At 74.2% G+C, this 23,282-nt stretch carries 27 protein-coding genes; 26 read left to right on the top strand and 1 reads right to left on the bottom strand.

Annotation, left to right across the window (positions count from 1 at the left end; all coding sequences use genetic code 11):
* Positions 1-109 precede the first annotated feature (109 nt).
* The 4 genes from VG869_05405 (at position 110) to VG869_05390 (ending at position 3,702) form a co-directional block, all read left to right on the top strand.
* Positions 110-1,108, top strand: a complete 999-nt coding sequence (locus tag VG869_05405) for a hypothetical protein (protein ID HEV3450624.1) — start codon at positions 110-112, stop codon at positions 1,106-1,108.
* 63 nt (positions 1,109-1,171) lie between these two features.
* The gene (locus VG869_05400; protein ID HEV3450623.1) at positions 1,172-1,951 is read left to right on the top strand and encodes an endonuclease/exonuclease/phosphatase family protein; all 780 of its coding nucleotides are present in this window, start codon (positions 1,172-1,174) and stop codon (positions 1,949-1,951) included.
* Between the two features lie 195 nt (positions 1,952-2,146).
* Positions 2,147-2,920, top strand: coding sequence for an SDR family NAD(P)-dependent oxidoreductase (locus tag VG869_05395; protein HEV3450622.1), 774 nt, complete (start codon positions 2,147-2,149; stop codon positions 2,918-2,920).
* Positions 2,921-3,129: 209 nt separating this feature from the next.
* Positions 3,130-3,702, top strand: a complete 573-nt coding sequence (locus tag VG869_05390; GenBank protein HEV3450621.1) for a TIGR03086 family metal-binding protein — start codon at positions 3,130-3,132, stop codon at positions 3,700-3,702.
* Positions 3,703-3,738: 36 nt separating this feature from the next.
* On the opposite strand, the gene VG869_05385 is transcribed toward VG869_05390, so the two are convergent.
* Positions 3,739-5,094, bottom strand: coding sequence for a PQQ-binding-like beta-propeller repeat protein (locus VG869_05385; GenBank protein HEV3450620.1), 1,356 nt, complete (start codon positions 5,092-5,094; stop codon positions 3,739-3,741).
* 183 nt (positions 5,095-5,277) lie between these two features.
* Between VG869_05385 and VG869_05380 the strand changes: the two genes are divergently transcribed.
* From VG869_05380 to VG869_05275, 22 genes are all read left to right on the top strand, one after another.
* Positions 5,278-5,862, top strand: a complete 585-nt coding sequence (locus tag VG869_05380) for a sigma-70 family RNA polymerase sigma factor (GenBank protein ID HEV3450619.1) — start codon at positions 5,278-5,280, stop codon at positions 5,860-5,862.
* Positions 5,863-5,908: 46 nt separating this feature from the next.
* Entirely contained in the window at positions 5,909-6,145 is a 237-nt protein-coding gene (rsrA, locus tag VG869_05375) for a mycothiol system anti-sigma-R factor (GenBank protein HEV3450618.1), read from the top strand.
* Positions 6,146-6,168: 23 nt separating this feature from the next.
* Complete coding sequence (locus tag VG869_05370; protein ID HEV3450617.1) at positions 6,169-6,390, top strand: hypothetical protein; 222 nt, start codon at positions 6,169-6,171, stop codon at positions 6,388-6,390.
* The gene (locus VG869_05365; GenBank protein HEV3450616.1) at positions 6,387-7,493 is read left to right on the top strand and encodes a zinc-dependent metalloprotease; all 1,107 of its coding nucleotides are present in this window, start codon (positions 6,387-6,389) and stop codon (positions 7,491-7,493) included. Before VG869_05370 ends, VG869_05365 begins: the two co-directional genes overlap by 4 nt.
* A 1-nt stretch (position 7,494) precedes the next feature.
* Positions 7,495-8,409: a tRNA lysidine(34) synthetase TilS gene (gene tilS, locus VG869_05360; protein ID HEV3450615.1), complete on the top strand. Its 915-nt coding sequence runs from the start codon at positions 7,495-7,497 to the stop codon at positions 8,407-8,409.
* Positions 8,406-9,005: a hypoxanthine phosphoribosyltransferase gene (hpt, locus tag VG869_05355; GenBank protein HEV3450614.1), complete on the top strand. Its 600-nt coding sequence runs from the start codon at positions 8,406-8,408 to the stop codon at positions 9,003-9,005. Before tilS ends, hpt begins: the two co-directional genes overlap by 4 nt.
* 86 nt (positions 9,006-9,091) lie before the next feature.
* Entirely contained in the window at positions 9,092-10,891 is a 1,800-nt protein-coding gene (gene ftsH / locus VG869_05350; protein ID HEV3450613.1) for an ATP-dependent zinc metalloprotease FtsH, read from the top strand.
* Entirely contained in the window at positions 10,888-11,493 is a 606-nt protein-coding gene (gene folE / locus VG869_05345) for a GTP cyclohydrolase I FolE (protein HEV3450612.1), read from the top strand. Before ftsH ends, folE begins: the two co-directional genes overlap by 4 nt.
* 200 nt (positions 11,494-11,693) lie before the next feature.
* Positions 11,694-12,539, top strand: coding sequence for a dihydropteroate synthase (gene folP / locus VG869_05340; protein ID HEV3450611.1), 846 nt, complete (start codon positions 11,694-11,696; stop codon positions 12,537-12,539).
* Positions 12,539-13,066 (top strand): hypothetical protein, encoded by a 528-nt coding sequence (locus VG869_05335; GenBank protein HEV3450610.1) that lies wholly within the window; start codon positions 12,539-12,541, stop codon positions 13,064-13,066. The genes folP and VG869_05335 overlap by 1 nt, the downstream gene beginning before the upstream one ends.
* A gap of 3 nt (positions 13,067-13,069) precedes the next feature.
* Positions 13,070-13,420, top strand: a complete 351-nt coding sequence (gene folB, locus VG869_05330; GenBank protein ID HEV3450609.1) for a dihydroneopterin aldolase — start codon at positions 13,070-13,072, stop codon at positions 13,418-13,420.
* Positions 13,417-13,896, top strand: a complete 480-nt coding sequence (gene folK / locus VG869_05325) for a 2-amino-4-hydroxy-6-hydroxymethyldihydropteridine diphosphokinase (GenBank protein HEV3450608.1) — start codon at positions 13,417-13,419, stop codon at positions 13,894-13,896. Before folB ends, folK begins: the two co-directional genes overlap by 4 nt.
* A gap of 41 nt (positions 13,897-13,937) precedes the next feature.
* On the top strand, positions 13,938-14,753 hold the full coding sequence (locus VG869_05320; GenBank protein ID HEV3450607.1) for a DUF2520 domain-containing protein: 816 nt from the start codon (positions 13,938-13,940) through the stop codon (positions 14,751-14,753).
* A complete protein-coding gene (gene panC / locus VG869_05315; protein ID HEV3450606.1) occupies positions 14,750-15,649 on the top strand; it encodes a pantoate--beta-alanine ligase in 900 nt (299 codons plus the stop codon). The genes VG869_05320 and panC overlap by 4 nt, the downstream gene beginning before the upstream one ends.
* Positions 15,649-16,038, top strand: a complete 390-nt coding sequence (gene panD / locus VG869_05310) for an aspartate 1-decarboxylase (GenBank protein HEV3450605.1) — start codon at positions 15,649-15,651, stop codon at positions 16,036-16,038. The genes panC and panD overlap by 1 nt, the downstream gene beginning before the upstream one ends.
* Positions 16,039-16,049: 11 nt before the next feature.
* The gene (nadB, locus tag VG869_05305) at positions 16,050-17,627 is read left to right on the top strand and encodes an L-aspartate oxidase (protein ID HEV3450604.1); all 1,578 of its coding nucleotides are present in this window, start codon (positions 16,050-16,052) and stop codon (positions 17,625-17,627) included.
* A complete protein-coding gene (nadC, locus tag VG869_05300) occupies positions 17,624-18,487 on the top strand; it encodes a carboxylating nicotinate-nucleotide diphosphorylase (GenBank protein ID HEV3450603.1) in 864 nt (287 codons plus the stop codon). The genes nadB and nadC overlap by 4 nt, the downstream gene beginning before the upstream one ends.
* A complete protein-coding gene (locus VG869_05295) occupies positions 18,487-19,296 on the top strand; it encodes a type III pantothenate kinase (GenBank protein ID HEV3450602.1) in 810 nt (269 codons plus the stop codon). Before nadC ends, VG869_05295 begins: the two co-directional genes overlap by 1 nt.
* Positions 19,293-20,831, top strand: a complete 1,539-nt coding sequence (gene lysS / locus VG869_05290; GenBank protein ID HEV3450601.1) for a lysine--tRNA ligase — start codon at positions 19,293-19,295, stop codon at positions 20,829-20,831. The genes VG869_05295 and lysS overlap by 4 nt, the downstream gene beginning before the upstream one ends.
* The gene (locus VG869_05285) at positions 20,831-21,799 is read left to right on the top strand and encodes an NAD-dependent epimerase/dehydratase family protein (GenBank protein ID HEV3450600.1); all 969 of its coding nucleotides are present in this window, start codon (positions 20,831-20,833) and stop codon (positions 21,797-21,799) included. The genes lysS and VG869_05285 overlap by 1 nt, the downstream gene beginning before the upstream one ends.
* Positions 21,796-22,464, top strand: a complete 669-nt coding sequence (locus VG869_05280; protein HEV3450599.1) for a hypothetical protein — start codon at positions 21,796-21,798, stop codon at positions 22,462-22,464. The genes VG869_05285 and VG869_05280 overlap by 4 nt, the downstream gene beginning before the upstream one ends.
* Positions 22,461-23,282 (top strand): alpha/beta fold hydrolase, encoded by an 822-nt coding sequence (locus tag VG869_05275; protein HEV3450598.1) that lies wholly within the window; start codon positions 22,461-22,463, stop codon positions 23,280-23,282. Before VG869_05280 ends, VG869_05275 begins: the two co-directional genes overlap by 4 nt.

Here is a 23,282-nt window from a genome sequence, read left to right as displayed (position 1 = left end):
CGCCGTCTGTCGAACGCGTCGCGAGCGCGCGACGAGGGCGTGAACGGTGGGTGTCGTGACCACGGTCACGTCCGAGACCGCGCGACGAGCCGCGCGCAGTGGAACTGGCTTGATCGCCGTACTCGCAGTCGTCACCTTCGGAGCTGCGCCGGCGCGGACGGTCGAGAGCCCTCGGTCGATCGCGTGGGCTCGACTGCGGAACCCGATCCTCGGCTATCGGGACCGGGCGGTGAAGGATCCCGCGGTGGTGTGGGCGGCGGGACGTTGGCAGGCGCTGTTCAGCTCGGTGACGCCGGCCGGCCAATGGCGCATCGGCAGCGCGACGAGCGCGGACCTCTCCCGCTGGTCGCCCCGGGGCGAGCTTCCCCATGACGCGGCCGTGGAGGGAGAGGCATCGCCTGACGTGGTTCCCACCCCGGACGGCTCCTCGTTCGTCGTCACCTACCAGTCGTTCGTGCACGACCAGACCGGGTCGCAGCCCAAGCTCTACTACCGGACCACCTCGGACTTCCGCCGCTACTCGCCCGCGCGCCCACTCGGTCTCGAGCTGCACCCGGCGGCAGCTGATCGCATGATCGATGCCGCGGTCGCGTGGACGCCCGCCGGTCTCCTGCTCGGGTACAAGTACGGCCGGACCGACGGCGTCCAGGCGTTCGAGCTCGCGCGCTCGTCCACCGGGTCGCTGGACGGACCCTGGCGGCTGCTCGGCCGACCCGACATCAGCGTCTACTCCGACACGATCGAGAACTACCAGTTCCTCCACCTCGGCGGCGGCTGGCAGCTCCTGGGCACGAGCAACCGGCTTGACCGCCCATTCCTGTTCACGCTGGCCGGAGACCCAACGACGCCCGGCGGCTGGCTCCACTGGTCTGGCGGGCGGGAGCTGCACGTGCCCCAGGAGCGATGGAACCCAGGTCGGGGAGCGACGGGCGCCACCTACGAGCACGCCAACTGCGCGTTCGTCGTCGACCGCCAGCCCCTAGGTGGGCGCGTGTACCTGGTGTACGCCGACGCCCCAGAGGTGCGCCGGTTCGGTGGCGCCGGGCACGACCAGCTGGCCCTGGCTCGCAGCGGCGACCTCGTGCACTGGTCGCTCCCCCCGCGCTAGGCCGAGGCCGACCACGTGGCCGTCTCTTCGGCTTGAATACGCGGCGCCCCGCAGGAGGCGCGCATGGTGTTCCCCGTCCGGCTCTCCCTGGTCACCTACAACCTCTGGGGCACCGAACGGTGGCCGGCGCGGGCACCTGCGCTCGCCGCTTTCTGCGACCGGTATCGACCCGACGTGCTGTGCACCCAGGAGCTGACACCCGCGACCCAGTCGTTCCTCGATGACCAGCTCCCGAGCCACGCCCGCGTGACCGACCCCTTCGAGGGCTGGACCCTCGAGAGCAACCTGTGGTGGCGGTCGGATCTCTTCGACGAGGTCAGGCACGGCGCCGAGGACGTCGGCATCGTCGCCTACCCGCGACGTCGACTGTTTTGGGTTCGGCTGCGGCCCCAGGGCTGGGATCGGTCGATGGTTGTGGCGACGGTCCACCTCACCGACGCCGCCGGCGACGAGCTGCGGACCGGGGCCACGCCCCGGGTGCGAGAGACCCAGGCCGTCATCGCCGCCCTGCGCGAGATCGTCGGCGCGGACGAGCCCGCCTTCCTGACCGGCGACTTCAACGACGCCCTGCTCCCGGTGGCCGCGCTGTTCGGCGCCGGCTACACGAGCTGCTTTGGAGCGCTCGGCCAGCTTCCGCCACCGACGATGCCAGCCAGCGTGAGCCGGTTCGGCGTCGCGGGCTTCTCGACCGCGTTCGTGTACGACTGGATCGTCGCGAACCGGCACGCACGAGCGGTCGCTGCGTCGGTCCCGCACGTCTACGCCGACGACGTCGCGCCCTCGGACCACTGGCCGGTGCAGGCCGTGTACGACCTGGCGTCGGGAGCGGGCTCCGGTGGATGAGGCCCGGCAGCTCGCCGTGGCCGTCGGCGGGCGGCGGGCACTTCGACCGCCACCCAGTCGGTCGGACGCCGCTCCGCGGCGGGGACCCGGGCCGAGGGCTGGTTCCCAGCCAGCCGTCTCGAGCGTCCCCCTCGCTGGTGAGCCGCAGCACCGGGGGGCACCATGGAGCGGCCACGAACTAGCGAGGGAGTCGCCATGCTCACCGTTCCCGGGTCGGTCGCGGTCGTCACCGGCGCCTCGTCGGGCATCGGGCGCCAGCTCGCGCTCGAGCTGGCCGCAGCCGACGCAACGGTCGTCGCGCTCGCGAGGCGGGAGGCACGCCTCCGCGAGCTGGCTGAGCTGCTCAGACAGTCCAGCCCAGAATCCGGCTTCGTCGTGTGCGACGTCAGCGACACCGACGGGTACGCGCGCGTTCTGCGCGAGATCGAGGCGAACCGGGGCCGGATCGACATCTTGATCAACAACGCCGCCATTCCCGAGCCCGAGATCGACGGCCTGGCCCGGCACCGAGTGCTGATGGAGACGAACTACTTCGCCGTCGTGGCGGGCACCCTCGCGGTGCTCCCCGGCATGCGGGCCCGTCGGCGCGGAGTAATCGTGAACGTCTCCTCGGACAGCGCCCGCGCCCCGACCCCCGGCGAGGCCGGCTACTCCGCGTCGAAGGCGGCGGTCAGCGCGTTCACGGAGGCGCTGTCCTTCGAGACCGAGGCGGACGGCGTCCAGCTCCACGTGCTCTACCCGGGGTGGGTGCCGACCGAGATGACCCAGCCCGACGGTCACGAGGACCCGAACCTGCCTCCTCGCTTCGTCCGCCGGACGCCCGAGCAGGTGGCGCGCCTCGTCGTCCAGGGCCTCGGGAAGCGTCGCGTCGAGCTCGACGCCACCCATCTGGCCCGGGTCGCACCGGTCGCCCGCACCTTCTTTCCCTCCGCGTACCGGAGGGGCGTGCGCGCCACGCTCCACACCTGACCGCTCCCGCCGCCGCGTCCTCCGGCGCTCGGCCCGAGGCCGCACGGCGCGGCCGCGCGCCGGCCGTCGGCAGGACCGGCGCGGCTCCGGCGTCGGCCACCAGCCGCACCCTGGACCCCGGCGCAGCCTGAGGGCACAGGACCTACATTGCGGCCCATGGGCCAGCTCGACGTCGGTCGGCCGGGCCCCGCCGAGGGCCGGCGGTTGTGATGGACGTCATCGGCGCCTACGAGCGCACCCTCGTGTGGACCGGCCAGCGGATCGCCGGCGTGCGTCGCGAGGACCTCCAGCAGCCCACGCCCTGCCGCGACTGGAACGTGCGCGCCCTCGTGGCGCACATCGTCGCCGGCATCTGGTACTTCAAGGCCCTGGCGGCCGGCGAACCCGTCGAGGAGCTCATGCGCGGCCTCTCCGACCTGGTCGGGGACGACCCCTTCGCCTCGTACGACGTCGCGGCGCGAGCGGGCGTGGCCGCCTGGCGAGAGGCCGGCGCCCTCGACCGCAGCTACCGGCTGCCGCTCGGTGAGCGTGCCGGCCGTGAGGCGCTCGCGATCCATCAGGCCGACGTGCTGGTGCACGGGTGGGATCTCGCGGAGGCGACGCATCAGGACGCCGCGATCGATCCGGAGCTCGCCCGCTTCGCCCTGGACACCGAGCGGTGGTTCGTCCAGCCCGAGATGCGTGGCACCGGGCGCGCGTACGCCGCCGCGCTGTCGGAGCCGGGAGACACCGACCAGGAACGGCTGCTGGCCTTCGTGGGGCGAACCTCGAGCTGGAGGTAGCGAGAGGTCTCGAGCAGGCCCGCCGGGCGGCGATCGCTACGGCAGGTGGACCTGCTGCATGCCGGTCGAGCAGGCGACGTACGCCGACGATGCCAACACCGCGTTCTGCCCGAAGGCCCCGCCGCTGCACGCGTTGTTCAGCCGGCTCGCCGGGGTCAGGTGGTCGCCGCCGCCCAACGAGCTCGTGTTGAGAACGAACGCGTTGTGCTGCTTGCCGATGATGAACAGCTGGCTCCCGCTCGGAAGCAGCACTGGCCCCGCCGACCCCAGATCGGCGTCAGCGGCGTTGTCGCTTCGCCACTCCGCGGGCTGGAAGTAGTCGGCGGGAACGGTCTGCGCACCGGAGATGCTCGGTGAGACCCTCACGACTGCGTCGCTGTAGTCCGTGCCCGGGTTCGGGCTGCCCTGGCCATTGCCGGTCGACGCGTAGACGTTGCCGGCGCTGTCCAGCGTCGGGCCAGAGGTCGCCCACACGGCGCCGGCGTTGCTCGCCGCCGCCACCTCGAGACTGCCGGCGACGCTGCCGTCGGACTCGTTGGCAGCGACGATCCAGCCGTGGTAGCTGCCGCAGTCGCCGGCCAGGCCCCCGAACCCGATGTACACGTGCCCGTTGCCGGCCACGAGCCCGGCCCGCTGCTGCTCGGCGGGCGGGTTCATCCCCGGCGGATCGATCGCGATCGGGTTCAGCGTGAAGAGACCGGTCGCCGGGTCCAGGCCAGCGAGCTTGTGCACGGGCGGGTGCGCGCCCGCCCCGGTGCCGGTCGAGACCTCGCCGACCGCGTAGACGGAGCCGTTGTCGAGGACCGGGTTGCTCGTGATCCCGAGCGGGTCGAGGTCGCCGCAGCCGCCCAGACCCGGGAACGTCTGCACGTGGCTGAGGGGTTCCGCGCCGCCGATGCTGACGGGCCCCCACGCGGTCGTGCCGTCACCGAGGCGGAGGCCGTAGAGCGAGTCGTTCTCGGTCGCGACGACGACGATGCCGTTCACGACGAGGGGACGTGCTTGCACGATCCCGTCCAGCAGGGCCGAGGTCCACGACGTCGCCGACGCCACCGCGGGCGTCGAGAACGCCACGACGTGGTGGCCGCTCTCGATGAGGACCCAGTTGGGGACGACGGCCGGCGTCGGGAAGTGCTCTTGGGCGTCCATCGCCACCACGTGCTGGGCCCGGACGCCGCCGGTGCTGGCGTCCAATGCGGTGAGGGTGCCCGTGCCCTTGTTCATCGCCCACAGCAGGTTCTCGGCGGGGTCGGCCGCGATCGGCCCGTTGATGCCCGACGCGTGCCAACCGAGGCTCATGGAGCTCGGAGGCGGCGGCGCGGGCGCCTGGCACGCCGCGACGAGCAGGGCGAGCACGCCGCCCGCCGTCAGGACCCCCGCTCGCTTGCCCATGCCGTGTCCTCAGCTCGGCCGCCCGCAGGGTGGTGTCGACCAGGAGCGGGCCGAACCTTGAGGGGCCCCGACGGAGGGTGGTGGGCCTCGTCCCTCCGCCCGCGTCCACGGGCGCGCGGATCCCGCTGGCTCGGGCGCAGATACGGCAGTGGTTCGGTTTGACCCCCGGCCTATGCTCCGCCCATGGCCGATCAGGCCCGGTTTGCTGAGCTCGCGATGCCGTACATGGACGCGCTGTACTCGGCCGCGCTGCGGATGACGCGCAAGCCGGCTGACGCCGAGGACCTCGTTCAGGAGACCTACCTGCGCGCGTATCGCGGCTTCGGCGGCTTCAAGGACGGGACGAACCTCAAGGCCTGGCTCTACAAGATCTTGACGAACACGTTCATCAACACGTACCGGGCCAAGAAGCGGCGGCCGGAGGAGACCGACCTCGACGACACGGAGGACTTCTACCTCTACCGTCGGCTCGGCGGCCTCGAGGCGGCCGCGGCCGATCGGACTCCCGAGGCGGAGGTCCTCGAGGCGATCCCGGAGGCGGCCGTCAAGGAAGCGCTCGAGTCGCTGCCCGAGCAGTTCCGGATGGCGGTCCTGCTCGCCGACGTGGAGGGCTTCTCCTACAAGGAGATCGCCGACATCATGGATGTCCCGATCGGGACGGTGATGAGCCGGCTCCACCGCGGAAGAAAGCAGCTCCAGTCGCGGTTGTGGCACTTTGCTGAGGAACGCGGGCTTCTCCCGGAGCCGGCGACCGCCGGCGGGCCCTAGCCCACGATCGGGAAGCGAAGCAGGGGGAACCGAGGACCGGCACGAGATGGACTGCGAGAAGGCGTTCCATCGCATGTACTTCTACCTGGACGGTGAGCTGACCGTCTGGCGGCGGTGGGTGATCGCCCGGCACCTCGACCGCTGCCCACCCTGCGCCAACGGGTTCGACTTCGAGATCGAGCTGCGGCAGGTCATCGCCACCCGCTGCAGAGATCAGGTTCCGCCCGAGCTGAAGCGACGCGTCGCCGACGCGCTCGGGCTCCCGGCTGACGAGGAGCGCTGACCTCGCCTCGTATGATGGCGGGCGTGCGAGCGCTTCGAGTCGCGACGTTGACGGCGGTCGGCGTCGTGGTCGCCGCGTCGCCCGCCGGCGCGACGACGCTCGTCGCCAACCAGCAGTACGCGTGGTTCTACTGGACGGCCCCGATCCTCGCGTTCAGCGCGCTGGGGCTGATCTTCACGTTGTGGGGTGGCTACATCAGGAAGGTGCTGATCCCGAAGTACCGGGGCCGCAAGGTCAGGGAGTGACTGCCACCGCGCCGAGCAGCACGGATCGGTCCGCAGCGCCCGACCCCGTCGACTGGGCCCTGGCCTCGCGCGTCGCCCGTCGGGTCGCGGGCCGCGAGCCGCTCGCCGACTGCTACCTGGCCGAGTCGCTTCGCAACGACTTCGCCGCCGTCACCAGCCAGGCGGAGGCGCTCGTCGCCGCGCACACCGGGCTGCACGCACCCGGGCAAGCCACCGCAACCGTGCTGGACCGCGCCGGCTGGGTCGACGTGAACGTCGGCTCGATGCGACGGCTCCTCGCGCCCTTGACCGAGCGCGTGGGAGAGCGCATGGCCCAGAGCCCGCTCGCGCCGATCGGCCGCTCCGTCGCCGCCACCGAGCTCGGCGTGCTGCTCGGGTGGTTCGCCCAGCGGGTGCTCGGCCAGTACGACCTGCTCGTGCCCGAGGACGGCGACGGCGCCAGCGACGCCGTCTACTACGTCGGACCGAACGTCCTCGGGCTCGAGAAGCGCTTCGCCTTCCGCCCTCGCGACTTCCGGCTCTGGGTGGCGATCCACGAGGTCACGCACCGGGCCCAGTTCGGTGGCGTCCCGTGGATGCGCGACTACTTCCTCGGGCTCGTGGAGCAGGCGACGGGCATGATCGACACCGATCCCCGCGCGTTGGTCCGTTCACTGCTGCGCGCGGCCGACGAGCTGCGTCAGGGGCGCAACCCGCTCGACGAGGGCGGGATCGTGGCGTTGCTCGCCACGCCGGAGCACCGCGGGGTGCTCGGGAGCATCCAGGCGCTCATGTCGGTGCTCGAGGGGCACGGCAACCGAGTCATGAACGAGCTCGGCCGGGTCCACGTGCCCGGGCAGGACCGGATGGCCCGGGTGCTGCGCGCCCGCCGCCGCTCTCGCGGGGTCAGCGGCGCGCTCTACCGGGTGCTCGGTCTCGACGCCAAGATGCGCCAGTACGAGGTCGGGGAGCGCTTCGTCGAGGCCGTCGAGCGCGAGGCGGGACCGCGGGGCCTGGACCCGGCGTGGCGCGGCCCGGAGTTCCTGCCCACGGTCGACGAGCTGTCCCAGCCCCCCGAGTGGCTGGCCCGGGTCGAGCGCGGGGAGCCCGCCCCCGCGAGCTGACGTGCTGCTGGAGGAGCTCGCCCGGCGGCTCGTGGGGCTCGCCACCACCGACCGCCCCGCCGTCGTCGGCTGCTCGGGGGGACCCGATTCGCTCGCCCTCCTGCACGTCGCCCACCACCAGGCGCTCGACCCGGTGGTCGTGCACGTCGACCACGGGCTCCGGCCCGGGAGCGACGCCGACACGGAGACGGTCGCCGACCAGGCCGGCCGGCTCGGCGTCCCGTTCGTGGCCGAGACCGTCCGCGTCCCCGCCGGCGCGAACCTCGAGGCCCGAGCGCGCGACGCCCGCTACGCCGCCCTCGAGCGGGTCCGGCGGCAGCGAGGGGCGGCGGTCACGCTCGTCGGCCACACCGCCGACGACCAGGCCGAGACCGTGCTGCTGAACCTGCTCCGGGGCAGCGCCGCGGCCGGGCTCGGCGCGATGCCCGCCCGCCGCGGCGTGCTGGTCCGCCCCCTGCTGGGCGTGCGCCGGGCCGATACCGAGGCGGTGTGCGCGGCGCTCGGCCTGGTGCCGGTCCGCGACCCCACGAACGACGATCGGGCGGTCCGGCGCAACTGGATCCGCCACGAGGTGCTGCCGCTGCTGAGTGACGGCGCCCGGCGGGACCTGGTGCCGGTCCTCGCCCGCCAGGCCGAGGTGCTGCGCGCGGAATCCGAGTACCTCGACGAGCTCGCCGACGCGGCCTGGCCCGCCGACGGGTCCGTCGCCGCGGCCGCGCTGGGCCGGCTGCCCCGGGTCCTGGCCCGGCGTGCCGTCCGGCGGTGGCTCGGACCGCCGCCGCCGTCGCTCGCCGAGGTGGAGCGGGTGCTCGCCGTCGCCGCCGGGGAGTGCCGGGCCACCGAGGTGGCCGGGGGGCGACGAGTCGAGCGGCGTCAGGGTCAACTCTGCGTCGACCGCGGTACCGTCAGCGGGTGAGCGACGCGGGCCCCGACGGGGGGGCGGACCGGGTCTTCGCGGATCCGCGCAGCGGCGTCGCCGACCGCCACCTCGGGCCGGTCGTGGTCAGCGAGGACGACCTGCACCGGCGGATCGCCGAGCTCGGCAAGGAGGTCACCGCCGACTACGCGTCGCGGGCGCCGCTGCTCGTCGGCGTCCTCAAGGGCGCGTGCATGTTCATGAGCGACCTGGCCCGCGCCATCGAGCTCCCAGTCGAGTTCGACTTCATGGCCGTCTCGTCGTACGGGTCCGCGACGCGGACGAGCGGGGTGGTCCGCATCATCAAGGACCTCGACCTGGACCTGACCGGGCGGGACGTCCTCATCGTCGAGGACATCGTGGACTCGGGCCTCACGCTGCAGTACCTCCGCAAGAACCTGGCCGCCCGGGGGCCGCGCTCCTTGGAGGTCTGCGCGCTGCTCGTCAAGGAGGGGCTCCAGAAGTCGGAGCTCAACCTGCGCTACGTGGGCTTCCGGATCCCGCCCGCCTTCGTCGTCGGCTACGGGCTCGACGTCCGCGAGCGGTACCGCAACATCCCCCAAGTCCATCAGTACCTGGGGCCCGACCCGACGTAGCCTGGCGGGCTCTGGCCAAGCTTCGTCGCACCCTCCCGGTCTGGATCGTCCTCGCCGCGGTCGTCGGCTTCCTCGCCTTCCGCTACCTGAGCTCGGGGACGGCTCGGACCGACCTGTCCCTCACCCAGTTCCGCGGCCGGCTGACCGCCGGCGCGGTCCGGCAGGTGACGCTCCTCGACCAGGACCACGTCCTGCACGGGACGCTGGCGGACGGCACGAGCTTCTCCGTGCACTTCCCGGCCGGGTACACCGGGACGCTCACGGGCCAGATCGTCGCGGCGCACGTCGGTCGCTTCCACGTCGACACCCAGCGGCAGAACCCGTGGCTGGGACTCGCCCTCAACGTGCTGCCGTTCCTGCTCGTGCTCGGCCTCGTCGCCTTCCTCCTCCACCAGGCGCAAGGAACGAGAGGGGTCACCGCCTTCGGCAAGGCGAAGCCCAAGGGGCTGGCGAAGGACCAGCCCGCGGTCACCTTCGCCGACGTCGCCGGCCTCGACGAGGCGGTCGCCGAGCTGCGTGAGATCGAGGAGTTCCTCGAGGATCCGGCCCGATTCCGCGAGATGGGGGCCAAGATCCCGAAGGGGGTACTGCTGTACGGTCCGCCCGGCACCGGCAAGACCCTGCTCGCGCGCGCCGTCGCTGGCGAGGCGGGCGTGCCGTTCTTCTCGATCAGCGGCTCCGACTTCGTGGAGATGTTCGTCGGCGTCGGCGCGTCACGGGTCCGCAGCCTGTTCGACCAAGCGAAGGCCGCGGCCCCGGCGATCGTGTTCGTCGACGAGATCGACGCCGTCGGCCGCCACCGCGGGGCCGGGGTCGGCGGCGGTCACGACGAGCGCGAGCAGACCCTGAACCAGCTGCTGGTGGAGATGGACGGCTTCGACCAGCGGGCCGGGGTGATCCTGCTGGCGTCGACGAACCGCCCCGACATCCTCGACCCGGCCCTGCTGCGACCAGGGCGGTTCGACCGCCAGGTCGTCGTCGACCGGCCGGACCTGGCGGGCCGCAAGGCCATCCTCGCCGTGCACGCGGCCGAGAAGCCCATCGCCGCCGGCGTCGAGCTCGACGTCATCGCCCGGCGGACGCCCGGCTTCACCGGCGCCGACCTCGCCAACCTGGTGAACGAGGCCGCGCTCCTGGCCGCCCGGCACGGGGTGCCGTGCATCGGGCTGCCGCAGCTGGAGGAGGCGACCGAGCGCGTCATGGCCGGCCCGGAGCGGCGCAGCCGCGTGATCTCGGACCGGGAGCGGCGCATCATCGCCTACCACGAGGGCGGGCACGCCCTCGTCGCCCACGCGCTGCCGAACACGGACCCGGTGCACAAGGTGTCGATCATCCCGCGCGGCCGTTCGCTCGGGTTCACGCTGACGCTGCCGACGGAGGACAAGTTCCTCGTGACTCGCGCTGAGCTCGTCGATGAGTTGGCGATGCTCCTCGGCGGCCGCACCGCCGAAGAGGTCGTGTTCGCGGACCCCACCACCGGCGCCCAGAACGACATCGACCGGGCCACGACGATCGCCCGCCAGATGGTCACCGAGTACGGCATGAGCGACGAACTGGGGCCGCTACGCCTCGGGCAGCCGCGCGGGGAAGTGTTCCTCGGGCGCGATCTCGCGACCACCCCCGACTACTCGGACGCGGTGGCGGCCCGGATCGATCAGGAGGTGCGGCGACTCATCGAGCACGCGCGGGACGTCGCCCGCCAGATCATCGACACGAACCGGGCCGTGCTCGACCAGCTCGCCGCGGAGCTCGTCGAGCGCGAGACCGTCGACGTGGAGCGCGTCAGCCAGATCTTTGCGTCGGTCGAGCCCTACGCGGGCGCCGGGCTCGGACGCCCGAGTGCGGTCGCCGCGAGCGATTCCGCTCCAGGACGGGTCCCCCGATGAGCGACGTCGGCAACAACGACGCCCAGATCGACCTCGGGCGAATCGAGAAGGCGGTGCGGGAGATCCTCGAGGCCATCGGCGAGGACCCGGATCGCGACGGGCTGCTGCGCACCCCGGAGCGGGTGGCGCGCATGTACGCCGAGATCTTCCGGGGCCTGCACGAGGACCCGGCCTCGCACCTGACCGTCACCTTCGAGGCCGACCACGACGAGATGGTGCTCGTCCGCGGCATCCCGCTCTACGGCGTCTGTGAGCACCACCTCATCCCCTTCGCCGGGCACGCCCACGTCGCCTACATCCCCGGGCCGGACGGCCGCATCACCGGCCTCTCGAAGATCGCGCGGCTCGTCGAGGGCTTCGCCCGGCGTCCCCAGGTTCAGGAGCGCCTCACCACCCAGATCGCCGACGCGCTCGTCGAGGCCCTCCAGCCCGAGGGCGTGCTGGTGATGATGGAGGCCGAGCACCTCTGCATGTCGATGCGTGGGGTGAAGAAGGCGGGCGCGCTGACGGTCACGTCGGCCGTGCGGGGCCTGTTCAAGACGAACGCGGCGACCCGCGCCGAGGCGATGAGCCTCATCACCGCTCAGGCCAACCGCCTCTGACGCCACGGGGGCCTCGGTGGCGGCGTCCGGACGCGACGGGCAGCCACACGATGCCGCGACGCGGGCGGGCCGAGGTGCTGCGGTCGCGCCGAGGCCGGCCACGAGGGCGTCGAGGTCCCTGCCTCGCCGCGAGGCGTGACCGCGGCGGGCGCGTGCCGGTCCCGGCGCGGTGCCGCACCGGCGCCGGTACGATCCGCCCGGTGTTCGCCTGGGTGAGCGTGTGCGGAGAGCGCCCGGCGGTGATGGGAATCGTCAATGTCACCCCCGACTCGTTCTCGGACGGCGGCCGCTACCTCGACGTCGAAGCCGCTGTCGCGCACGGTCACGCGCTCGCCTCGGCCGGCGCCACCCTGCTGGACGTGGGCGGCGAGTCGACCCGCCCGGGCGCCAGCCCGGTCGACGAGCACGAGGAGCGCCGACGGGTCCTCCCGGTCATCGAGCGCCTCGCCGCCGATGCCGGCGTCCCTGTCAGCGTCGACACCACGAAGGCGACCGTCGCCGCCGCGGCCCTCGACGCCGGCGCGGTCATCGTCAACGACGTGTCGGCCGGGCGCCAGCACCCCGCCATGCTCGAGGTCATCGCGGACCGGGGCGCCGGGTTCGTCGTCATGCACATGCTCGGCGAACCTCGCACCATGCAGGACGACCCCCGGTACGACGACGTCGTCGTCGAGGTCGGCGACTTCCTCCTCGACCGGCTCGAAGCCGCGCGCTCGGCGGGCATCCCCGACGCCGCGCTGGCGGCTGACCCCGGCATCGGGTTCGGCAAGACCGCAGCCCACAACCTGACCCTCCTCGCCCGCCTCGACGAGCTGCACGACCGCGTGGCCGTCCCCGTGGTCGTTGGGCCGTCACGGAAGCGGTTCCTCGGGGCGCTGCTGCGGGACGCCACCGGCGCCGAGCCGCCCCCCGAGGAGCGAGACGACGCCACCCTCGCCACCGTGGTCTGGGCGCTCGGCCACGGAGCCCGGGTGGTGCGGGTCCACGCGGTGCGACCGGCGGCGCAGGCGGTGGCGCTCCTCGACGCGCTGCGCGAGGCGGCGTAGTGCGCGGGCGCTGGGCGCAGGGCCTCGAGCCCCGCGGGTTCACGTGGGTCATCAAGGACCGGCTGGCGGCCTCGGAGCGGCCCGGCGGCTTCGCCCGCAACCACCGGAAGGTTCGGCGGCAGGAGGAGCTGATCTGGCTGGCCGGCAACGGGTTCACGCACGTGCTCTCCTTGCTCGAGTCGCCCCACAACCTCCACGCCTACGACGAGGCCGCCATCGCCTACGAGCACCTGCCCCTCGGCCGCCACGACGAGTGGCCGGCCCGGCTCCCGGTGATCTACACGACCCTGAAGAAGTGGCTCGACGACCCGGCCGAGCGGGTGCTCATCCACCACGAGGAGTTCGGGGAGCGACTGCTGGGCGTGCTCGCCGGCTACCTCCTCTTCGCCGGCGTGGTGCGAGACGGCTCGCACGCCATCGTGCTCATCGAGAAGCTCACCGGCCGTCAGCTCGGCGCCCCGGGACGCGAGGTGGTGGCCGCCACCATGGACGAGGGTCTCGCCGGCGCCGGGGCGCGCCCCACCTGAGCGATGGACCGGATCGTGATTGCCGGGTTGCGAGAGCTGGGCGTGCACGGGGTGCTGTCCGAAGAGCAGACCCGGCCCCAGCCGTTCGAGGTGGACGTCGAGCTCAGCGTCGACGTGTCACAAGCCGGTGAGACCGACGCCCTCGAGCACACGGTCGACTACTCGGCGGTCGCGGAAGCGGTCAGCCGCGTCGTCCGGTCCGAGCGGTACCAGCTCCTCGAGCGCCTGGCCACCCGCATCGCCGAGGTGTGCCGCGTCGACGAGCGGGTCCTGGCCGTGGCGGTGACCGTCCGGAAGCTGCAGCCGCCGGTCCGGGCCATGGTCGAGCACGTGGCCGTCCGCATCGAGCGGTGACGGTCCGGCGCGCGTACGTCGGGATCGGGTCGAACCTCGGTGACCGGCTCGGGCACCTGCGCGCCGCCGTGCGCGGCCTCGGCGACGCACCCGGCGTGACCGTCGCCGCCGTGTCGCCGGTCTACGAGACCGCCCCGGTCGGCGGCCCGCCGCAGCCCGACTACCTCAACGCGGTCGTCGCGCTCGACACGCAGCTCGGCCCCCGGGCGCTGCTCGAGCTCGCCCAAGCGCTCGAGCGGCGCGCCCGCCGCCGGCGGGCCGAGCGCTTCGGCCCGCGCACCCTCGACGTCGACGTGCTGCTCGTCGGCGCCGAGCACGTCGACGAGCCCGACCTCGAGGTCCCTCACCCCCGCCTCCACGAACGCGGCTTCGTGCTCGCCCCCCTCCGGGACCTCGACCCGGCCGCGGCCGGGGCGGCCCCCCCGGGCGGCTGGCCGGGGGTCCGGCGCACCGATCTAGTCTTGGGGGAGTCCTGAATCGACCGGCACCCCGCCTGGGGGCTGGATCGAGAGGTCCGATGCACGAGACCAGACGGCGCGGGTTCGCCCTCGTCGGGCCCGGTCGGGCCGGCACCGCGGTCGCCGCGGGCCTGCTCGCGGCCGGGTACCGCTGCGTGGCCGTCGCCGGCCGGCCCGGGTCGTCGTCGGCGCGCCAGGTGGCCCGCCGCCTCGGCGCCCGCGCCACCGCGGTGGGCGCCGCCGGCCGTGAGGCCGGTGTCGTCATCGTCGCCACGCCCGACGCCGCCATCGCCGACGCGGCGGCGGAGCTGGCGCCCGGGCTCGCGCCCGCCGGCCTCGTCGTCCACCTCGCGGGTGCCGTCGGCGTCGACGCGCTGTCCCCGATCGCCGCCGTCCGGCCCGACGTCGCGCTCGGGGCGTTGCACCCGCTCCAGACCCTGACCGGCCCGGGCGACGCCCTCGCCGGCGCGTGGGCGGCCGTGGCCGGACCGCCCGCGGTGCGGCACCTGGCGCTCGAGCTCGGGCTGCGGCCCTTCCCGATCGGCGACGATCGACGGGCTGCCTATCACGCCGCCGCCGCGGTCGCCTCGAACCACCTCGTCGCGCTGCTCGGGCAGGTCGAGCGGCTCGCAGCGCGGGCCGGCGTGCCCTTCGCCGCCTTCGAGCCCCTCGTGCGGCGGAGCGTCGACCACGCCTGGGCCGAGGGTCCCGCCGCCGCGCTGACGGGACCGGTGTCGCGCGGCGACGTCGAGACCGTCGGGCGCCACCTGGACGCGATCGGAGCGGACGAGCAGCGCGCCTACCGCGCCCTCGCCGACGCTGCCCTCCGACTGGCGGGCCGCGACGAGCCGCCGCTCCGCGAGGTTCTCGCGTGATCACGCTCACGGACGTCGACGACGTCCGCCGCTGCTGCGCCGACGCCCGAGCCGCCGGTCGCGGCGTCGCCCTCGTCCCGACCATGGGCGGCTTTCACGCCGGCCACCGGTCGCTCATGCGCGCCGCCCGCGCCGACGCCGACCTCGTCGTCGTCAGCCTCTTCGTGAACCCCACCCAGTTCGGGCCGGGCGAGGACCTCGAGGCCTACCCACGTGACCTCGAGACCGACACCGCCGTGGCCGCGGCCGAGGGTGTCGACGTGCTCTTCGTGCCCACCGTCGTCGCCATGTACCCGAACGGCGCCCGCACGACGGTGCACGTCGACGGGCTCACCGCCCGGCTCTGCGGGCGTAGTCGCCCGTCGCACTTCGACGGCGTCGCCACCGTCGTCGCGAAGCTGTTCTCGATCGTCGGGCCCTGCCGCGCGTACTTCGGCCGGAAGGACGCCCAGCAGCTGGCGGTCGTCCGCCGGCTCGTCGCCGACCTGAACCTGGCCGTCACCGTCGTCGGGTGTCCGCTGGTCCGCGCCGCCGACGGGCTCGCCCTGTCGAGTCGCAACGCCTACCTCGACGACAACGAGCGGCGCGCCGCCACCGTCCTGCACCGGGCGCTGCGCGCGGCGGCGGACGCGGCGGGGGACGGCGTGCGTGACGCGGCCGCGATCCGCGATGCGGCTGCAGCCACGATCGCGGCCGAGCCCGGCGTGCGACTCGACTACGCCGAGCTCGTCGACGCCCAGACGATCGAGCCGGCGCCCCGGGTCGAGGGCGAGCTCGTGCTGGCGGTGGCGGCGTACGTCGGCGCCACCCACCTCATCGACAACGTGCGGATGACGGCGACGGGCGCCTCGGTCGACATCGACCTCGGCGCCGTCGCAGAGGAGCAGCGCGCCTGATGCAGCGCACCATGATGAAGTCGAAGATCCACCGCGCCACGGTGACCGGCGCCGACCTCAACTACGTCGGGTCGATCACGCTTGACGCCGCGCTGATGGAGGCGGCCGACATCCTCGAGCACGAGCAGGTGCACGTCCTCGACCTCGACAACGGCGCCCGGTTCGAGACCTACGCGATCCGTGGCGGCCCCGGCGCCGTGGTCCTCAACGGCGCCGCGGCCCGCCTCGTGCACACCGGTGACCGGGTCATCGTGATCAGCTACGCCACCTACGACCAGGCCGAGCTGGAGGGCTACGAGCCGACGGTCGTCCACGTCGACGAACGCAACCGCATCGTCGCGCCGACGCTCGCCGCCATCGACGGGGAGGGCGGCGAACGAGCGTCGTAGGCTCGCCCGTCATGCCCACCCGGCCCGAGGTCGACCTCCTCGTCCTCGGCAGCGGCGTCGCCGGCCTCTCGGCGGCGATCCGCGCCGCACGCGGCGGCTGCGTCGTCACCGTCCTCACGAAGGCGGCGCTGGCGTCGTCGGCGACCCAGTACGCGCAGGGCGGCGTCGCGGCCGCCCTCGAGGACGACGTCGACTCCCCGGCGCTGCACCTCTCGGACACGATCTCGGCCGGCGCCGGCCTCTGCGACGTCGACGCCGTGCGGGTCCTCGTCACCGAGGGCCCGACGCGGGTCCGCGAGCTCATGAGGCTCGGCGCCGAGTTCGACCGGGCCTCGAGCCGCCACCTCGCCTACACCCGCGAGGGCGGCCACTCGGTCGCCAGGGTCGTGCACGCCGGCGGCGACGCCACCGGCGCCGAGATCGAGCGGGCGCTCGTCACCGCCCTCGGCCAGGTCTCGGCGACGGTCCTCGAGCGCTGGTTCGCGCTCGACCTGCTCGTCGCCGACGGCCGCGCCGCGGGCGTGCGCGCCACCGACCCCGACGGCGTCGAGCACGAGGTGCGCGCCCGTCACACCGTGCTGGCCACGGGCGGTGCCGGCCAGTGCTTCGCGGTCACGACCAACCCGCTCCTGTCGACCGGGGACGGCATCGCGATGGCCCTGCGATCCGCGGTCGCGGTCGCCGACGTCGAGTTCATGCAGTTCCATCCCACCGCGCTCGACCACCCGTCGATGCCGCGGCCGTTGCTCTCCGAGGCCATGCGCGGCGAGGGCGCGGTGCTGCGCGACGAGCGGGGCCAGGCCTTCATGGCCAGCGAGGATCCGCGCGCCGACCTCGCGCCTCGAGACGTCGTGGCGCGCGCCATCACCCGCCGCCTGAACGAGGCGGACCTGCCGCACCTGTGGCTCGACGCCACCGCCATCCCGAACGTCTCGACGCGGTTCCCGACCGTGGCGCGCGCCAGCGCCGCCGTCGGCCTCGACCCCGCCACCGACTGGCTGCCCGTGGCCCCCGCCGCCCACTACCTCTCGGGTGGGGTATGCACCGACCTGGACGGGGCGACCACGCTGCCCCGTCTCTGGGCCTGCGGCGAGGTGGCCTGCTCGGGGGTGCACGGCGCGAACCGCCTGGCGTCGAACTCGCTGCTCGACGGGCTCGTCTTCGGCACCCGCTGCGTGGACGCCATCCTCGCCGGCAAGGACCACGCCGACGACACCGGCGTGCTGCGCGGCGTCGAGCCTCCGACGCCTCGGACCCCAGCCGCGCCCACGCCGTCGCCGGCGGGCGCCGGGCGCGCCGCGCTCCAGCGGGTGATGACCCGCGAGGCCGGCGTGGTGCGCGACGCCGCCAGCTTGGAGCGAGCCCGGACCGCGCTGGAGGCGATGGCGCCCGCGGACCGCGAGGTCGCGAACCTGCGCACGGTCAGCCTCGCCCTCGTCGAGGCGGCGCAGGCCCGCGAGGAGTCGCGCGGCACGCACACCCGGCTCGACTTCCCGGACCCCGACGCCGCCTTCCTCGGCCGGTTCGTGTTCGGCGCCGACCCTGACCCAAGCTTCGTACACCTACCCGAGCCGGCTCCGACCCGATGAGCGCGCTCGACCCGCCGCGGCACGAGGTGCGCGACGCCGTCGCGCGGGCGATCGCCGAGGACCTGGGGCCGCTCGGCGACCTGACCGCAGCCCTGGTGCCGGCCGACGCCCACGCGCGGGGCAGCGTCGTGGCGCGCGCGCCGGGCGTGCTCGCGGGCCAGGCCTGCGCGACCGAGACCTGGGCCCAGCTCGACCCCGACGTGACCGTGGCCTGGCGCCGCTGCGACGGCGCCGACCTCGAGCCGGGGACGACCGTCGCCACCGTCGACGGCCCGCTGCCGAGCGTCCTCACCGGCGAGCGCACGGCCCTGAACTTCCTGTGCCACCTCTCGGGCGTGGCCACGCTCACCCGCCGGTTCGCGGTCGCCGCCGGGACGCGCGCCCGGGTCTGGGACACCCGCAAGACCCTCCCGGGCCTGCGGGCCCTCGAGAAGGCGGCCGTGCGCGCCGGTGGCGGCCTCAACCACCGGGGCTCGCTCTCGGACCTCGTCCTCGTCAAGGACAACCACCTCGTCGGGCTCGGGATCGGCGAGGCGGTGGCCCGGGCCCGGGCCCAATGGCCCGGCCGCGGCGTCGAGGTCGAGTGCGACCGCGCCGAGCAGGTCCGGGACGCCGTGCAGGCGGGCGCCGACCTCGTCATGCTCGACAACCTCAGCCCCGCCGAGGTGGCCGAGTGCGTCGCGGTGGTGCGGGGGAGCTCCCGCCCCGACACGCCGGTCGAGGTGTCGGGCGGCGTGACGCTCGACGACGTCGCGGCCTACGCCGGGGCCGGGGCCGACCTCATCTCCACCAGCGCGATCACCCAGTCGGCACCGGCGCTCGACCTCGCGCTCGACCTCGAGCCGACACCGAGCCCCTGATGCTCCTCACCATCGACGCCGGCAACACCCAGACCGTCATCGGGCTCTTCAAGGGCAACGAGCTCACCGACCACTGGCGCATCGGCACGGTCGTCGAGCGCACGGCCGACGAGCTCGCCCTCATGGTCCAGCAGTTCCTCGGCTTCCACGGCTTCAGCCTGCAGACCGAGCCCGGCCCGCGCGGCGCTCGCGGCCCCGGACTCGAGGGGGGCTCGATCGACGGGGTCGCGATCTCCTCGGGAGTCCCCAGCGTCACCGCCGAGCTCCGCGCCATGACCGCCCGCTACTTCGGCTTCCCGGCCCTCGTTCTCGAACCGGGCGTCCGCACCGGGATGCCGATCCTCTACGACAACCCGAAGGAGGTCGGCCCCGATCGCATCGCCAACGCCGTCGCCGCCTACGACCTCTACGGCGGTCCGTCGATCGTCGTCGACTTCGGAACCGCGAACACCATCGAGGCGGTGAGCGAGCACGGGGAGTACCTCGGTGGCGCCATCTTCCCCGGCATCGAGATCTCGATGGACGCCCTCTTCGCTCGCGCCGCCGCTCTCCGCCGGGTCGAGCTCGTCGCGCCCCGTCACGTGATCGGCAAGTCCACCGTCGAGTCGATCCAGTCCGGCTGCGTCTACGGCTTCAGCGGCCAGGTCGACGCCCTCGTCGACCGCTTCGAGGCCGAGCTCGGCGAGTGCACGGTGGTCGCCACCGGCGGCCTCGCCGACCCGATCATCGAGCACTCCCGGACCATCCAGCACTACGAGCCGTGGCTCACCCTCCAGGGACTGCGGATCGTCTTCGAGCGCAACCGATGAGCCAGCCGCGCGACGAGCCGCCGGCGGGCGACGACCACGTCGGGGACGAGCGCCGCCGGCGGCTCGGCAAGCTCGAGGCGCTGCGCGCCGAGGGCGTCGACCCCTACCCGGTGCGCTTCGACCGGACCCACACCGCCGCCGAGCTCCACGAGCACTGGGACGACCTGGAGCCGGGCGGCGAGACCGACGACGTCGTCCGGGTCGCCGGGCGACTGCTGCTGATCCGCCGCCAGGGCAAGCTCACGTTCGCGACGCTGCGCGACGGCACGGGCACGATCCAGCTCTTCGTCTCCGAGGGCGAGCTCGGCGCCGCCGCCCACGCCGGCTTCGGCGCCCTGGACCTCGGCGACTGGGTCGGCGCCGAGGGTCTGGTCCTGCGCACCAGGCGCGGCGAGCTGTCGGTGAAGGTGCGCCGGTTCGAGCTGCTCGCCAAGGCGCTGCGGCCGCTGCCGTCGAAGTGGCACGGCCTGAGCGACGTCGACGCCCGCTTTCGGATGCGATACGTCGACCTCATCGCGAACGACGAGGCCCGGCGGATCTTCGCCATCCGCTTCTCGGTCATCGCCACGATCCGCGAGTTCCTCACCGCGCTCGGCTTCCTGGAGGTGGAGACCCCGGTCCTGCAGACCCAGGCCGGTGGCGCGACAGCGAGACCGTTCACGACCTACCACAACGCCCTCGACCTGCCGCTGACGCTGCGCGTCGCCCTGGAGCTGCACCTCAAGCGGCTCCTCGTCGGCGGCTACGAGCGGGTCTTCGAGATCGGGCGCGTCTTTCGGAACGAGGGCCTGGGGACCCGCTACAACCCCGAGTTCACGATGCTCGAGCTGTACCAGGCGTACGCCGACTACCGCGACATGGCGACGCTGACCGAGGACCTCGTCGCCGCGTGCGCCCTCGCCGCCACCGGCTCGACCACGGTCACCGTCGGCGACGAGCGGCTCGACCTGGCCCCGCCGTGGCCCCGCCGCCCCATGCTCGACCTGATACGCGAGCACGCCGGCGTCGACGTGCACCCGTCGATGCCGGCCGACGAGCTGGCCGCGATCTGCGACCGCCTCGAGGTGCCCCGCCAGCCCGGGTGGGGACCGGGCAAGCTCGTGCTGGAGCTCTACGAGAAGACGGTCGAGCCTCGCCTCGTCGGACCGGTGTTCGTCACCGACTACCCGCGCGAGGTCTCGCCGCTCGCCCGGGCCCGCCCCGACGACCCGGACCTCGTCGAGCGCTTCGAGGTCGTCGCGCTCGGTCGGGAGATCGCCAACGCCTTCAGCGAGCTCAACGACCCCGTCGACCAGCGCCAGCGCTTCGAGGCCCAGGCCCGGCTGGCCGCAGCCGGCGACGACGAGGCCCACGGGGTCGACGAGGACTACATCCGGGCCCTCGAGTACGGGCTCCCGCCCTGCGGCGGGCTCGGCGTCGGCGTCGACCGGCTCGTCATGCTGGTCGCGGGCGTGTCGACGATCCGGGAGGTCATCCTGTTCCCCCAGCTGCGGCCCGAGGCGGGCGAGACTGGCGGAGAAGGGGGGAGCGGCTGATGCGCGTGCTCGTGACCGGCATGGGTGGCGTGATGGGGACCCGCGTGACCCAGCTCCTCGAGGCGCGCGACGACGTCGAGGAGGTGGCGGGCTTCGACTTCATGCCCCCGCGCCGCCGCCTCGGCGCCGCCACGTTCCGGCGCATCGACCCCCGCGATCGGGACCGGACCGTCGCCTTCGTCACCGAGTTCGCCCCCGACGTCGTCGCCCACGCGGGCGTCTACGAGCCGGACGCCCGCATGGGCGCGGGGGAGGCGGCCGCCAGCACCGAGGCCTGCACCGTGCACGCGCTCGGCGCCGCGGTCCGGGCCGGGCGCCTCGAGCGGATCGTGGTGCGGAGCGGCCTCGAGGTCTACGGCCGAGGCCGCGGTCACCCGCTCGTCCCCGACGAGGGGGCGCCCCTCGCCCCGACCACGCCGTACGGGCGCCTGTGCCTCGAGGTCGAGCAGCTCGCCGCCGGCATCGGCCGTCGGCACGACGTCCGGTTCGGCGCCGTGCGCTGCGCCGTGGTGGCCGGTTCCCACGCGCCGAGCCCGCTCGCCCGGGTGCTGCGGCTCCCCGCCGTGCCCGTCCCGGCGCTCAGCGACCCGCCGTTCGCCCTCCTCCACCAGGACGACGCCGCGCGCGCGATGGTCGAGGCGGTCGTGCGCGACGTCGAGGGCCCGCACAACGTCGTCGGCCCGGGCGCCGCCAGCCCGTGGCAGGCGGTCCGTCGGGGCGGCCGGGTCCCGGTGCCGGTGCTCGGCTCGGGGTGGCGGGTCGCCGCCCGCGTCGCCGAGTTCGCCGGCGCGCCGATCCCCCCGCACGTCCTGGAGCTGCTCCGCCGGGGCCGCATCGCCGACGGCGCCCGCGGCGTCGCCGAGCTCGGCCTCGGCGCGCTGCGGCCCACCCAGGACGTCCTCGCCGACCTCTTCACGTGGGCGACGGTCACCCGGCTGGAGCCGGCCCGCCAAGCGGTGGTGGCGTGAGCGCCGCGAACTACGGCCTCGACACCGACCGGGTGCTCGCCACCGAATCGCTGCCCGACGCGCTGCGCCGCCGGCTCGCCGGCCGGTACGCGGTCGACGAGTTCGGCGGCGACCCGCACCTCATGGACCTCGTCGCCCCGCTGTTCCCGCTCCCGGTCGTGGTCGAGCACGGCGAGCGGGTCCCCGACCGGGGGCCGGCGCTGCTCGTCGCCAACCGAGGCCTCGGGATCCTCGAGCCCCTCGCCGTCGTCCGCGCCGTCCGGGCCGCGGCCGGGCGCCGGACCCGGGTCGTGGGCGCGCCCGAGCTGCCGGTGATCGGGGACGCCATCCGCACCCTCGGCGCCATCGGCTACCGGGCCGACGACGTCGCCGCCATGCTCCGAGCCGGCCACCTCGCCGCCGCGCCCCTCGGGCCGACGTGGCTGCGGCCCGGGCTCGGCGAGCCGCCTCGCGCCCTCCTCGTCGCCACCCTCGGCTTCCCCGTCCTGCCCGTCGCCGTGCGCCCCGGCTTCCCGCAGGCGTGGCCGGGCCGCCCGTGGCGGGTCCGCGTCGGCGCCCCGCTCGGGCCGCCCCCCGGCACCCGGGCCGGCGACCAGCTGGCCGCGGCCGAGCTGGCCGAGGCCGTCCACGACGCCGTGGCCGCGCTCCTCGACGAGGGCCCGTGAGCACCGCCCTCGCCGGGGACGGCACCTGGATCGCCTACGGCGCCGGCGGCCGGCGCGACCGGCCCGCGGTGCTGCTCCTCCAGGGCCTCGGCGTCGACGCCCGGGGCTGGGCGCTCCAGCGCATCAACCTCGGTCGCAGCTACCGGCTCCTCGGCGTCGACAACCGCGGCGTGGGCGGGACCGCCGACGCGCCGCGGCCCTACTCGCTCGAGCAGATGGCCGACGACGCCGTCGCCGTCCTCGACGCCGAGGACGTCGAGGACGCCCACGTCATCGGCGCCTCGATGGGCGGCGTGCTCGCCCAGATCCTCGCCGTGCGCCATCCCGAGCGGGTGCGCTCGCTCGTGCTCGCCTGCACTGCCTGCCGCCACCACGAGTGGCGGCGCGAGCTGCTCCAGGAGTGGGCCGACGACGTCCTCGCGGGCGGGATGGGGGCGCTCGGCGGCGACGGGCTGCGGTGGCTGATCGGGCCCCGCCTGCACCGTCGCTTCGGCGTGTGGCTGAACCTCATGGCCCGCATCCTCCTGCAGGCCCAGCCCGAGAACTTCGCCGCCCAGGTCGCGGCCATCCTCGATGCCGCCGACGAGCTGCGGTTCGAGCTCGCCGTGGTGTCGGCGCCCGCGCTCGTCATCACCGGGTCCCAGGACCTCCTCACCCCGGTCGGCGACGCCGAGGAGCTCGCCGAGCTCCTCCCGAACGCTCGGCTCGAGGAGCTGCGCGGCGCCGGCCACGCGCTGATGGTCGAGGCGCCGAACGCGTTCAACCGGGCCGTGCACGCTTTCCTCGCCGAGGCCGAGCTCCGGGCTGCGGCGGCCTGA

Source organism: Acidimicrobiia bacterium (assembly GCA_035948415.1).
In the GTDB taxonomy this organism is placed as follows: domain Bacteria; phylum Actinomycetota; class Acidimicrobiia; order IMCC26256; family PALSA-555; genus PALSA-555.
The sequence above is the reverse complement of the archived record's forward strand: the minus strand, read 5'-3'. Positions and strand labels throughout refer to the sequence as shown.

Excerpts from the sequence above, each read along its gene's own strand:
- rsrA (HEV3450618.1), top strand. The coding sequence starts at position 5,909 with ATGGACTGCGAGAAGGCGTTCCATCGCATGTACTTCTACCTGGACGGT.
- folB (HEV3450609.1), top strand. The coding sequence starts at position 13,070 with ATGGACCGGATCGTGATTGCCGGGTTGCGAGAGCTGGGCGTGCACGGG.
- lysS (HEV3450601.1), top strand. The coding sequence starts at position 19,293 with ATGAGCCAGCCGCGCGACGAGCCGCCGGCGGGCGACGACCACGTCGGG.
- VG869_05320 (HEV3450607.1), top strand. The coding sequence starts at position 13,938 with ATGCACGAGACCAGACGGCGCGGGTTCGCCCTCGTCGGGCCCGGTCGG.
- panD (HEV3450605.1), top strand. The coding sequence starts at position 15,649 with ATGCAGCGCACCATGATGAAGTCGAAGATCCACCGCGCCACGGTGACC.
- nadB (HEV3450604.1), top strand. The coding sequence starts at position 16,050 with ATGCCCACCCGGCCCGAGGTCGACCTCCTCGTCCTCGGCAGCGGCGTC.
- VG869_05390 (HEV3450621.1), top strand. The coding sequence starts at position 3,130 with ATGGACGTCATCGGCGCCTACGAGCGCACCCTCGTGTGGACCGGCCAG.
- folE (HEV3450612.1), top strand. The coding sequence starts at position 10,888 with ATGAGCGACGTCGGCAACAACGACGCCCAGATCGACCTCGGGCGAATC.
- VG869_05380 (HEV3450619.1), top strand. The coding sequence starts at position 5,278 with ATGGCCGATCAGGCCCGGTTTGCTGAGCTCGCGATGCCGTACATGGAC.
- VG869_05295 (HEV3450602.1), top strand. The coding sequence starts at position 18,487 with ATGCTCCTCACCATCGACGCCGGCAACACCCAGACCGTCATCGGGCTC.
- VG869_05400 (HEV3450623.1), top strand. The coding sequence starts at position 1,172 with ATGGTGTTCCCCGTCCGGCTCTCCCTGGTCACCTACAACCTCTGGGGC.
- VG869_05285 (HEV3450600.1), top strand. The coding sequence starts at position 20,831 with ATGCGCGTGCTCGTGACCGGCATGGGTGGCGTGATGGGGACCCGCGTG.
- VG869_05395 (HEV3450622.1), top strand. The coding sequence starts at position 2,147 with ATGCTCACCGTTCCCGGGTCGGTCGCGGTCGTCACCGGCGCCTCGTCG.
- nadC (HEV3450603.1), top strand. The coding sequence starts at position 17,624 with ATGAGCGCGCTCGACCCGCCGCGGCACGAGGTGCGCGACGCCGTCGCG.
- VG869_05385 (HEV3450620.1), bottom strand. The coding sequence starts at position 5,094 with ATGGGCAAGCGAGCGGGGGTCCTGACGGCGGGCGGCGTGCTCGCCCTG.